12 protein-coding genes are annotated in these 12,167 nt (G+C 55.9%); 5 read left to right on the forward strand and 7 right to left on the reverse strand.

What is annotated here, in order from left to right:
• The first annotated feature begins 124 nt into the window (after positions 1–124).
• Both AC5S26_RS20980 and AC5S26_RS20985 read left to right on the forward strand, forming a co-directional pair.
• Entirely contained in the window at positions 125–2,497 is a 2,373-nt protein-coding gene (locus AC5S26_RS20980) for an APC family permease (protein WP_494186892.1), read from the forward strand.
• 135 nt (positions 2,498–2,632) lie between these two features.
• Positions 2,633–2,878 (forward strand): hypothetical protein, encoded by a 246-nt coding sequence (locus AC5S26_RS20985; protein WP_494186893.1) that lies wholly within the window; start codon positions 2,633–2,635, stop codon positions 2,876–2,878.
• 91 nt (positions 2,879–2,969) lie between these two features.
• Here the strand turns inward: AC5S26_RS20985 and AC5S26_RS20990 are convergent, their stop codons facing one another.
• Together AC5S26_RS20990 and AC5S26_RS20995 are read right to left on the reverse strand one after the other, a co-directional pair.
• Positions 2,970–3,605, reverse strand: coding sequence for a methyltransferase domain-containing protein (locus AC5S26_RS20990; protein WP_494186894.1), 636 nt, complete (start codon positions 3,603–3,605; stop codon positions 2,970–2,972).
• Between the two features lie 17 nt (positions 3,606–3,622).
• Positions 3,623–4,027, reverse strand: a complete 405-nt coding sequence (locus AC5S26_RS20995) for a bactofilin family protein (RefSeq protein WP_494186895.1) — start codon at positions 4,025–4,027, stop codon at positions 3,623–3,625.
• A gap of 185 nt (positions 4,028–4,212) precedes the next feature.
• Here AC5S26_RS20995 and AC5S26_RS21000 point away from each other — a divergent pair, with 185 nt between their 5' ends.
• Positions 4,213–5,169, forward strand: coding sequence for a hypothetical protein (locus AC5S26_RS21000; protein ID WP_494186896.1), 957 nt, complete (start codon positions 4,213–4,215; stop codon positions 5,167–5,169).
• A 13-nt stretch (positions 5,170–5,182) separates the two neighbouring features.
• Here AC5S26_RS21000 and menC read toward each other — a convergent pair whose 3' ends face one another.
• The 3 genes from menC to mazG form a co-directional block, all read right to left on the reverse strand.
• On the reverse strand, positions 5,183–6,313 hold the full coding sequence (gene menC / locus AC5S26_RS21005) for an o-succinylbenzoate synthase (RefSeq protein ID WP_494186897.1): 1,131 nt from the start codon (positions 6,311–6,313) through the stop codon (positions 5,183–5,185).
• A 63-nt stretch (positions 6,314–6,376) separates the two neighbouring features.
• Complete coding sequence (locus tag AC5S26_RS21010; protein ID WP_494186898.1) at positions 6,377–7,174, reverse strand: GNAT family N-acetyltransferase; 798 nt, start codon at positions 7,172–7,174, stop codon at positions 6,377–6,379.
• A 27-nt stretch (positions 7,175–7,201) separates the two neighbouring features.
• Complete coding sequence (gene mazG / locus AC5S26_RS21015; protein ID WP_494186899.1) at positions 7,202–8,029, reverse strand: nucleoside triphosphate pyrophosphohydrolase; 828 nt, start codon at positions 8,027–8,029, stop codon at positions 7,202–7,204.
• A 69-nt stretch (positions 8,030–8,098) separates the two neighbouring features.
• Here mazG and AC5S26_RS21020 point away from each other — a divergent pair, with 69 nt between their 5' ends.
• Both AC5S26_RS21020 and AC5S26_RS21025 read left to right on the forward strand, forming a co-directional pair.
• Entirely contained in the window at positions 8,099–8,317 is a 219-nt protein-coding gene (locus AC5S26_RS21020) for a DUF3311 domain-containing protein (protein ID WP_494186900.1), read from the forward strand.
• 63 nt (positions 8,318–8,380) lie between these two features.
• Positions 8,381–9,574 (forward strand): alginate lyase family protein, encoded by a 1,194-nt coding sequence (locus AC5S26_RS21025; RefSeq protein ID WP_494186901.1) that lies wholly within the window; start codon positions 8,381–8,383, stop codon positions 9,572–9,574.
• Positions 9,575–9,641: 67 nt separating this feature from the next.
• Here the strand turns inward: AC5S26_RS21025 and AC5S26_RS21030 are convergent, their stop codons facing one another.
• The gene (locus tag AC5S26_RS21030) at positions 9,642–10,886 is read right to left on the reverse strand and encodes a glycoside hydrolase family 88/105 protein (protein ID WP_494186902.1); all 1,245 of its coding nucleotides are present in this window, start codon (positions 10,884–10,886) and stop codon (positions 9,642–9,644) included.
• 24 nt (positions 10,887–10,910) lie between these two features.
• Entirely contained in the window at positions 10,911–12,080 is a 1,170-nt protein-coding gene (locus AC5S26_RS21035; protein WP_494186903.1) for an ROK family protein, read from the reverse strand.
• Positions 12,081–12,167 lie beyond the last annotated feature (87 nt).

Consider the following 12,167-nt stretch of genomic DNA (forward strand, 5'->3'; position numbering starts at 1 on the left):
TACCGAAGAATCCGCGAGAAAACGAGGACCGACCAATTGACGATGAGCGGGGCCGCTCTTAAACTAGCTTCCGGACGATAGTTTTCCGGACGCAGTGAGAGCCTCGAACGCGTCCTAACACTCAATGGCTTCAGCAAAAAATACTGTCGTTCTGCCGCAATCCAATCGGGTACGCCTCGTCGTGGCGTCCTCGGTCATGCTTACATTCATCTCTTTCTGGCGAGCGGCTGCCATTGTTCTCAATGATTTAGGCTCGTCGGCGTTTTACGCGGGTGGTCTTGCTGAAGAGGCCGTTGGCAAATCCGCCCCCTGGCTGATCCTGGCTGTCGTCTTCTTCGCCTATGCTGTGCGCTCCGTGTACGTGGAAAGCTGCTCCATGTTTACGCGGGGTGGGGTCTATCGCATCGTCAAGGAAGCTCTTGGCAGCACCTTCGCCAAGGTGAGCGTCTCGGCATTGATGTTCGATTACGTCCTGACGGGCCCCATTTCGGGGGTATCCGCTGGACACTACATCACCGGCCTGCTGAATGACCTGTTCACCTTCGCAGGTGCCAGATTTCACTGGGCGACCGTTCCTCACCTGAGACCGGATATTGCCTCAGCCGTCATCGCCGCAGCGATCACGCTGTACTTCTGGTGGCAGAACACAAAAGGAATAGAAGAATCCAGCCAGCGTGCCCTCGATATCATGAAGATCACCACCGTCATGGTGGTGATTCTTTTGTTCTGGGGAATCTTCACGGTTCTCCATCGTGGAGCGCAGCTTCCTCCGCTTCCCGTTCCGTCCAACCTCCACTTCAGCTCTGATGCGCTGGGCTTTTTAAAGGGGACGAAATTCGCGACCACACTTGGCCTCTTTGGCGTGCTGATGGCGTTCGGCCATTCCGTACTCGCCATGAGCGGCGAAGAGTCACTGGCACAGGTCAATCGCGAGATCGAGCATCCCAAACTGAAGAACCTGAAGCGTGCCGCGCTCGTCATCGCAACTTACAGCTTCTTCTTCACCGGCCTGTGCTCGCTGCTGGCCGTCATGATCATTCCCGACGGCGTTCGCGTTCACGTCTATCGCGACAACCTTATCGCTGGAATGGCCATGTATATGGTCGGCCCCGAAGTCCTCCGTATCATCTTCCGGTGCTTCGTTGTGCTGGTCGGCTTCCTGATCCTTGGGGGGGCGGTGAACACCGCAATCGTCGGCTCGACCGGCGTGCTCATGCGGATTGCGGAAGATGGAGTCCTGACCGAATGGTTCCGCAAGCCACAGAAGAAGTACGGCACAAGCTATCGCATCGTCAATCTTGTCGCGGGAATGCAGCTGCTGGTCATCGCGCTGACCCACGGCAATGTAGTTGTGATCGGTGAAGCTTATGCATTTGGAGTCATCTGGAGCTTCACCTTCAATGCTCTCGCGATGCTGATTCTGCGCTGGAAGTACCATGGCGAACGCGGCTGGAAGGTTCCGCTGAATGTTCGCATCGGCAAGACCGAAATTCCTATCGGATTGATTTCGGTCTTCCTGGTTCTTTCGACAACAGCGGTAGTCAATCTCTTCACGAAATCAGTCGCCACGGTAAGCGGAGTGATCTTCGCCGCGGCCTTCTTCGTCATCTTCTCGCTCTCGGAGAGAACCAATAAACGCCGTCATGATCTGACCAGCCGCCAGATGCGGGAGCACTTCCAGCTCGAGCATCAGGACACGATCGGCAGCGCTTCGCTGGATATTCGTCCAGGCGCGGTGATCGTCACCATGCGCGACTCCGCTGCTCCGTTCGCGCTCAAGTGGGCTCTTACCCACACAAACACCGAAGAGCAGGACATTGTCGTCCTCGCGGCCCGCATGATGGGAGTAGGCGGCCCAGAGTACGTGGAAGCGTCCGAACAGCTATTCAGTGAACATGAGCAGATGTTGTTTACGAAGGCAGTATCGGTTGCGGAGAGCTTCGGAAAACATATCTCGCTCCTTGTCGTTCCTGCAGGTGACATCTTCGCAGCGCTGGTGCGGACCGCGAACTCACTGGATGCGGCAGCCGTGATCTCCGGGCTTTCGAGCAAGTTGACCGCGGAGGAACAGGCTTATCATGTAGGCCAGGCGTGGGAGGCGCTTCCCGAACCGAAACGCCAGTTCACCTTCTACATTATTAAGCCCGATGGTGAGGCGCTCAGCTTCCACATCGGTCCGCATGCCCCTACGATTCAGCCAGATGAAGTGCAGCTTGTCCATCGTCTCTGGCTTAATCTGAGGCGAGATCCCGGCATGCGCGACCTGCATCACAGCGACATCATAACTTATGCGCTCACACGCATGGCATCTGAGTTCAATCGCGACAAAGAAGGCACTCTGCTCGAGTTACAACGCTACATGCAACGATCGGTGCAACACCGCAGACTTGGCAATCTTTACCACGAAGAGATGGATAAGTCAGGCCCAGGGTATGCCATTCGAACTCACTCCGAAGTTCAGCCAGATAAAGAAAAAGTAGAAACGACGCCAAAATAACGAGACGGCTAGCGTCGCTTCGTTTGCGAGAGACGACTGACTTCTGTATCGTACCTCTTAGGTTTTCGATATCTGGTTCCGAGTTAAAGAATAAGCGGGCTTGCTATCATTACTCCCCTACTTAGGAGACCTTCCGTGGAAGTTACTCGAATTATTGCTGAGATCGACGCACAGATTCAGAAGCTGCAGCAGGCACGCGCTTTGCTTGCGGATGTGCCCAAGCCCGTTCGTGCTGGTCGAGGCCGCCCCAAGGTGAGTTCGGCTGGGACGGCAGCCAGCGGCAAGCGGAAACGCAAACTGACTCCTGAGGGTCGCAAGCGCATTGCCGATGCCATGAAAAAGCGTTGGGCGGAACGGAGAAAGCAGACCTCCGGAAAGTAAATTTGGTTTTCCTTCGAAATTGGAAAAAGGCGCAATCGGCCAGAACTCAGGCCCATTGCGCCTTTCACTCTTTAATGCAGCCAAAGAAGAATCATCGAGTGACAATGACTTCGCGGAGGCTATCCTTCGCCAGGAAAAACCTGTAGCTGCTGAAGTCTCGAAGCAGATTTTCGACCTTGCGATTGCTATAGGTGTTCCGCAAGGGATAATTTCCCGCTTTTTGAATCTCCACGACTTCAGTATCGCTGAGATGATATCGGCAGAAAGCCGTCCCGGGATCGCTGTTCGCATGGAAGAAGGCCAGCATAAGCCCACCTGGAGCTATCACCTCATGTAACTTGGCGAAGACGGGTTCTACCAGCGCCTCCGGTAGAAAATCCACGGTGTCCCACAAGATGACGACATCGAAATTACGGCCGGAGAAGTTGAGGTTAGTTTCAAAGAATCGCTCGACGTCATAACGCGGCTCTTCCCCCGCTTCTCCCTGAATCATCCACTCCGCCTTGGCTGCCTCTTCTACAAGGTTTGCCATATAAATGCTGTGGCCAAGGCTGGTGATGTAATTGATATTCGTCGAAGACGTAGGACCGATATCCAACACACGCAGCGACTCCTGGCCCTTCAGATGCTTCTGAAGTTCCTTCCAGCCGCTGGAGTGCCGCGGAACCTTTGCATCCGATCCGCGGGACGTACCCGCGCCTTCGCCGCCGCCGAAGAGATTGCGCATTGCTCGCTTTCCTCCCGCTAAGCTTTGGGTTCAAGCTGAAGATTCGCCTGCCCCGAGTTTGCGATTGCGGATGGGGCGCCCGATCCGGATTCACTCCCTCCTGGGGTCACCTTGCCCTTGAACGTCGCGTTCTCTTCGATCGATAGACGCCCACCGAGGATGTCGCCATAGACCACCGCTGAGCTTCGGATCTCGATGCGACCGGTCGCATGAAGATTTCCGGTCAGGTTCCCAAAGATCACGAGATCTTTAGCATGGACATCGGCCAATACCCGGGCATTCGGACCGATCGTCAAAGCATGGTCGGACAGTGTAACGGTTCCCTCCATATCGCCGTCCATGTAGAGGTCTTCATTTCCGGACAGCTCACCCCGAATGGTGACTGACTTGCCGATGACAGTGGATCCTTCCGCTGGCTTCATTCCTTTTCATCTCTCCTAAGTGGATGCTGCCGACATTCTGCACCTTGCCCGAACTATACCCAACGGCCTGCTGCTAGGCAAACCGAGGAAAGCAAAGCGGAAAACTTTGCAAGCTATCGTTACGTCATACGTAAGATAGTCAAGACTGTGTTCAAGCATGCCAACGGGTATGGAAATGAGGTTGAGTGAGGTTGAAAGATTGCACGCAAGGCAACCAGCCCACTTCGCGCACGTCCCTCTTTGCCTCCGTGAAGGCTCGACGCCTGTCCGCCGTTCTCTGCTTCCCCATTCTTTTTTCGATCCTTTCCATCCCGGCGCGTGCGCAAACAGCCTCTGCGACCGCTCCACCGGTATCTGCCTCCCTGCTTGCCATTCCACCGCGCAGCTGGGTAGTCGACACCGCCGCCAGAGAGCTGGAAGCGCTCCACAACAAAAGTTCTTTTCTCCGCTATCGCATGCATATGGTCAACGCGAAAGGCGATCAGGTACGAGACGTTATCGAAAGCAGAGACGGGTCGGTGGCGCGCCTGATCCTTCGCGATGGCAAGCCGCTGACGGAAGAGCAGGACAAGGCAGAGCGGCAGCGGCTCAACGACATGCTGAAGGATCCCAATGCCTTCGCGAAGCACGTCAAAGACAGCGAATCAGGGAAAAAAGTTGCCGATCAACTGATTCGCCTAATGCCGGACGCCATGATCTATACCTACGTCCCAGGCCAGCCGCAGACCGGAAAACATCCCGGCATGACGGAAGTGGTGATCGACTACGAGCCGAACCCGAAGTTTCATCCGCCCACAACGACGGCTGAGGCGCTCACGGGTCTTCGAGGTCGTGCCTGGATCGACGCAAAGACGAAAGAGACAGTCCGAATGGAGGGAACCGTCTTCCGTGGAGTGAATTTCGGGTGGGGTATGCTGGCTCACATCTATCCGGGAGGCCGCCTGGTGCTCGAGCAAGCCGATGCCGGCAATGGACGGTGGATCTTCACCCACTTCATGGAGCGAATCTCGGTCCGAGCCCTGATGGTGAAGACCCTGAATATCCAAGCAGATATCGATGCCTCAGAGTTTCGTCCTGTTGCTGCAATGAGCTATCAGGATGCCATTCATCAACTACTAAACACGCCACTGCCGACGCACTAGGCTGCCGCGTAGCCTATGCGGTTACACGTGCCTTCGCACGCAATGTCTGCTTGCGGACAGTCAATTCGTCGATTCTGTCCCGCAACACGGCATAGCCGGATCCCACGCCGGTGGGGACGGCGATTTCCCCGGCTTTGCTGACGGTTACCTCGGGTTCAATGATGTCCTGGGCCCAGTAACGTGCTGAGGCAGACACATCCCCTGGCAGCGAGAAGTTCGGCAGCGATGAGAGCGCAATGTTGTGCACGCGCCCGATGCCCGTCTCCAACATGCCTCCGCACCAGACTGGAACTCCGCGTTCTTCGGCAGCGTTGTGCACGGCGATCGCTTCGCTGAAACCGCCTACGCGCCCCACCTTGATGTTGAGGATCTGACAGGACTCCATGTCGATAGCTGCCAGCGCATCACGGCGGTTGCGGATGGATTCATCGAGGCAGACCGCTGTTTCGATCCGCTTCTGCAACATCGAGTGAAAGTAGAAGTCGTCGTACCATAGGGGCTGCTCGATCATCAGCAGGTTGAACTTATCCCATGATGCGATGTGATCGAAGTCCTTCATGCGGTAAGCGGAGTTGGCGTCGCAGCTCAACAGGATCTCGGGCCAGCGATTGCGGACGGCTTCGAAGATCTCGAGATCCCAGCCCGGTTTGCACTTCAGCTTGATTCGCTGATACCCCGCCGAAACCTCTGTCTCAACCTTTTCGAGCAGCTTTTCCAGGGAGGGCTGAATTCCGATGGAAACGCCGCAGGGAATCACCTCGCGGGTCCCCCCCAGCAGCTGAGCGAGCGAGATCTTCTTACTCTGCGCTTCCAGGTCCCACACCGCATTCTCAAGCGCAGCTTTGGCCATGCGATGACCGCGTATTTGCTTCAGGAGGTCTGGGACATCTCCTCCGCCCTGCAGGTCCGTATCCAGCAACCTTGGGGCAAGCTCCGTCTCAGTAATAATCCAGGCGGTGTCGATCATCTCGTCGCTGAAGTAGGGATGCTCGCCGGCCACACACTCTCCCCATGCGGTCAGTCCTTCGCTCTCGAGCTCAATGAGGAGGATGCGGCGTGCCGTCGTCAGGCCGAAGCTGGTCTCAAAGGGATGAGCCAGCGGCATATTGATCTCGCGCATGTGAATTGCATCGATGTTTAGCATTTTGAATCCCGTCCTTACGAGAAATTTTTCAGATGGCAGCAGGAAGATTTTCTTTTCTAATGTTCAGCTCCAGGCACCCTGCGCTTTATCGTTCCATGCACCAAGCAGAAAAGTTCCATCGCCTTCAACATTTCGCTCATAACCTACGACGCTGAGACCACGATCAAACGCCGACTGGAGTTTCTCCCGATTCGACGTCTGCAGCTGCTGCGCCAAGGATCTGTTCTGGGAATCCTGCTTCCACTGGTAGATGGCGTGCGGGACAAGGATGCGTTCGACAATCTGGATGGTTGGCGTCTCCCCATTCAACATGTTTGTGACTCTCGGGGATTTCAGCCACCATTCCGCGTATAGCCTATCCGTAGGAAGTCCGCCCTGCAAGGGTGAAGATGAGGGACCGTAGAAATCCGCCCTGTAACGCCGCGAAATTGCGCCAAGCCGCGCGATATTCAGATGAGCGTTCTTAATCTCGAGTGGATCGAAGGTCCATTCCATCAGATCGAAGCCACGGGCGATGGCGTCGTCCCTCTGCGCGAGCTTGAGTCTGCGGCCAAGGCCGGCGTTCCGGTAATTTGAAAGCACTGCCAGCATATGGGAATGGAGGTAGGCATGACCGTTGCGATACCCCGGCAAGGACATCGCGAAACCGACAATGGTGTCTCCGTCGAAGGCTCCAAGTACCTGCCCGCCGATTCGCTGGGCCACTAGAAAGACGCGCCGGGGGATCAGGTCCCCATCGCTGTATCCCCAGACTTCAATCTGCAGGACGATACAACGCTCAAACTGTTCCAGCGTGGTCAGTGGCCGAATCTCGATCTTGTCTTGTTTTCCCGTGCTCATCATTCCAACAGTTCTTTCCATCCATGAATTTCGAGATAGCGCGTCGAACTATCTTTGAGATTGCTTCGCCTCTCTCCAAAGCGAATCAAGCTTCTCCGAATCGAGTGCCGCGAGGCCTTCGCCTCCCTTTGCCTTACGCTCCATTGCGGTAAAGCGGTGGCGAAACTTTGCGTTCGATCTGCGCAGCGCCGACTCGGGATTGACCTTCAGATGCCGTGCAAGATTCACGACAGTAAACATCAGGTCTCCCAACTCTTCTTCAATGGCGATGGAGTTCACCTCTTTACTGGGTTCTTCGGAGTACACCTCAGCGCGAAGTTCCGCGATCTCCTCATCCAGCTTCGCGAAGAGGCCTTCCATATTGGGCCAGTCAAATCCCACCTTGGCAGCGCGCGACCCTAATTTCTCCGCCTCGATCAAGGCAGGCATCGAACGCGGAATCTCACCCAGCAGCGACGTCTCGACCTGAGCTCCCGAAGTGCGCTTTTCCTCTCGCTTGATCTCTTCCCAGTTTTTCAACACGGCCGCTGCATCCTCGGCCTTAACATCGCCAAAGATGTGCGGATGGCGTCGAATCAGCTTTTCATTCAGATTTGCAGCGACATCGTTGATGGTGAAATAGCCGGTTTCAGCCGCCATCTGCGAATAGAACAGCACCTGTAGAAGCAGATCGCCAAGTTCGTCTTTCAGATCCGGCCACGCTCTCCTCTCAATTGCGTCGAAAACCTCGTAGGTTTCCTCGAGCGTGTAACGCTTGATCGTATCGAAAGTCTGCTCCCTGTCCCAGGGACACCCGTCGGGTCCACGAAGCCTTGCCATAATCTGCACAGCCTCAAGCAGGTTTCGTGCAATCTCTTCGTCTTCAGCGGATCCCATAGCTCCACTTTACCCGAATCGCCTGAACGAGCGCATCTTACGTGATAGCATCCTGACGAAGAGATAACCATGCACAATTCCGGCAATAGTTCCGCTTCAGGGAAAAAGAAAAGCCCTATTCTATGGATTCTTCTGGCAATACCCTACCTTGCGCTTTGCTTTCCGCAGCTTTACGCGCGTAGTACACCGGTATTGTGGGGCTTTCCGTTCTTTTACTGGTACCAGTTCGCGTGGGTAGTCCTTACATCGCTGCTTCTGGGGCTGATCTATCGGGCACTGAAAGATTAGCGAGAAGCGCGACCTCCCGGCAGGAGGTTGCTTACGCCCCTAAAAAGCCATGGGATTGTGAAGATGAAGAGACTTTCAAGAAGAGAGTTCTGCGTACTAACCGGGAGCGTCATTGCCGGAGCTTCCAGCCGAAACCTCTGGTCTGCTCCTATGAAAGGAGGCTACTCGCTGGTCGGAGCAACAGATCACGAGCGAATTCTCGCAGCGGCCAACCGATATCTCTCCGAAAAACCCATAACAGTAACGGCGTCCCACTCCGATCGCAGCCCTGGCGGTCCAAACGATTTTTACTCCGAAGGAGACTATTGGTGGCCCGACCCGAAGAACCCGGGCGGCCCCTATATTCGTCGCGATGGATTCAGCAACCCCGAAAACTTCAATGCGCATCGTGAAGCGATGGTGCGGCTCAGCCTCATTGTTCCCGCTCTGACTGCGGCATGGCTGCTCAGCCGGCAGAAGAAATACTCTGATCATGCGGCGCGCCATCTGGATGCGTGGTTCGTAAATCCCGCGACAAAGATGAGCCCGAACCTGCAGTATGCCCAGGCTATCTTTGGCGTAAACAAAGGGCGCGGCATTGGTGTCATCGACACGCTGCACCTGGTTGAGGTGGCTCGGGCTGCCACCTTGCTGGATAAAGCCAGCGCGCTACGATCCGGAGGCGAGATTCGCCGTTGGTTCACCGACTACCTCGAATGGATGCGCACCTCAAAGAACGGCCAGGAGGAGCGCGACGCCGACAACAACCATGGAACCTGCTGGGTCCTGCAGGCCGGTGAGTTCGCCCGCTTCACCGGTAACCTCGAAGTCATGCAATGGTGTCGGGATCGCTTCCGCACAACCCTCGTTCCCCACCAGATCGCTCCGGATGGAAGCCTTCCCCTGGAGTTAGCTCGCACCAAGCCGTATAGCTACTCTCTCTTCAACATGGACGTCCTCTGCGGACTGGCCCAGAGCATCTCCAGCACTCAGGACAACCTCTGGACATTCTCTACGCCAGACGGACGGGGCCTCCAGAAGATGATGGAGTTCATGTTCCCTTTCATCGACGACAAGACGAAATGGCCCTACGCGCATGATGTCGAACATTGGGACGACTTCCCGGTACGTAATCCAGCCCTGCTCTTCTCCGGCCTGGCCTACGACAAGCCGGATTACATCACCGTATGGAGGCGGCTGAATCCTGACCCCGCCGTGCCTGAGGTGATTCGCAACTTCCCAATCCGCCAGCCCCTGCTCTGGGTCTCGCAAGCTTAGTGAATTAAAAAGTACACCGCCGCTGAGATCTTCCAGCGGCGGTGTACATACGAGAAGAAGCGCTTATCTAGTGCTTGCCGCCCGCGAGACGATTCATCTCGTAAGCCGCCATCAGAAATCCTCCCACGCCGTATACATGGCTGGATGAGGGTTTGAACTTGCCCGGCTGTCCATCGACAGGTTGGATCGACCCCAGCCGGCCATCGGCATAGACGTGTTCGAGCATTCCCTTCCACGATTTTTCGACGACTGGAAAATAGGTCTTGCGATCGAGGATATGTTCGTTGATTCCATAGGCAATGGCATACGTGAAGAACGCTGATCCCGAGACCTCGGGCAGGTCATATGCATCCGGGTCGAGCAGGCCCGAGCGCCACAGGCCATCTTTGCCCTGGATCGATTTCACCTCTTCCGCCATCTGCCGGAACTGCTCGACGTACTTCGCTCGTGCCGGATAGTTCTTCGGCATAATCTCAAGCACCTTCACCAGACCGCCCATCACCCACCCGTTGCCACGCGACCAGTAGAGATTTTTACCGTTGGCCTGCTTCTGCGTAAGGTAACGTTCGTCGCGGAAGTAAAGATGATCCTGTTGGTTGTAGAGGGTCTTCGAGGTAAGCCACCACTCATGATCCATGTAATCGAGGTACTTCTTATCGCCCGTCGCAAGATACATCCGCGATAAGACCGGAGGAGCCATATACAGCGCATCGCACCACCACCACAGCAGCTTGGCAGGATCGTCGGGGCGAACCACCAGACGATCCATGATCTCTTTTGTGTTTGCCATGCGCTCCGGCTTGCGGGCATTCTTCGGATCGCCGAGATAGAGATCCATGTAAGCCTTACCGAGGGCCTGATCGTCGGCGTGCGGAAAGCGGTTATCGATCAGCTGCCACTTCTCCTCCTCGGAGTACTTGAGAACGGCGTTACGAAATGCCGGATCGCCGGTGGTCTTTGACGCGGCCAGCAGCCCGTCATAGAGTGCCGCATAGGTCCACAGCCGGTTGAACGTCGGCTCGGCGGCTTTTACCTGCCAGGCTGCGACCTTTTCGGCAACAGCCTGAATTGCTTTTGGCTTCAACTCGGAAGAGAGATCCGTGGCCAGTGGCCCGGGATCGTCCGGAGCATCGCCTGAAGCCTTGGAATCCGGCACGGGCTTGCTGGCAGCAGCGGGCGCAGCCTGTGCGAAGCTACAGGTGCTAGTGGTGGCCAACGCGCTCAAAGCAATCAGGCCAATAGCACCGGCCCGACGGGCGACAGACAAATCAAACCAGGATGGACGCGACGATCGAAGTTCAGCAATCGACATAAGAGAGACAGATTTCCTTTCAGTTCAGTTGAGACCCTGGTTCATCACAAGTGCGACTGCACTGCGTAACCGGGCGGTGTTCCCCTCAAACGAGGGACGTAGCTTGGGGGCTTTGGAGAAGGCATTTTGCCTGAGCTCGGCTTCGATCTTAGGGCCAAACAGATGCCAGGCGCTTGTGATGTCGCCGACGATAATAATCTCGCTTGGAGCTAGTGCTGAAGCGATCATTCGTAACCCGCGGCCAAGGAAGCCCGACATCTTTTCCAGGGCCTTGATGGCATTGCGATCATCGGTCTGCGCCATCTTTACCAAAGCCGAAAAGCTGGATGCGTTTCGACCGCTGATCTCGTGATAGTAGCGCAGGCCGGCACGGTTGGAGGCGACAGTCTCCCAGCATCCACGGCCTCCGCACCCGCACGGATGGCCGTCATGCTCCATCTCGACATGCCCGAACTCACCGGCCATCCCGTTCGCTCCGCGAAGCAGACGGCCGTTGGAGAAGATGCCTGTCCCGATGCCTTCCGATACGTTCACGACGACCAGATCATTCAATCCATCACTGTCGCCAAACCATACCTCCGAGAGCGCGCAGGCATTCGCAACATTTTCCATCTCCACGCGCAGGCCGGTCGCGCGATGGATCTTCGACTGAATACTCTGCATCGACCATCTCACATTCGGAGCGAAGATCGGTTTTTTCAACTGCGGATCTGCGCGCCCGGGGAGACTGATGCCGATTCCATCAAACGACTTGTCCGCATGATCGGTCATCAGCTTTCGTATGGCGGCAACAATCGGAGCGATCGCTTTATTCGGATCGCTCGGCAGAGCGACCACATTCTGCGCGACGATCCTTCCTCCCAGGTCCGTAACCGCGACCGTTGTTTGGGAAGGATGAATATCCAACGCGATCACGGCTCGCTGATGATTCAATTCCAGAAACGTCGGACGACGTCCTCGAGGGAGCCTTCCCGTTGATCCCTCAAGCACCCAGCGCTCCCGAATCAGGTCTTCCACGATAAGAGAGATAGTGCTTCGCTGTAGGCCGGAGACTCGGGCCAGGTCAGCACGCGAGATCGGCTGCCGTGTGCGGATAAGGTTGAAAACAAGATTGCGATTGATCTGGCGCGGTGTCTTGTTCGATGCGCTCTGTTTTCGTGTGAAGGTGAACGAATGTGTCGGAGGTGTCGGCATCTGGGCTTTCTCATTAAAAACACGAAGAACTGCAACTGTGCAGGTAAATATTTTCGCAAGCTCAAATTGCTTCTTTTTTCGTCTCGC

This window comes from Edaphobacter sp. FHG110511_03 (genome assembly GCF_059115365.1).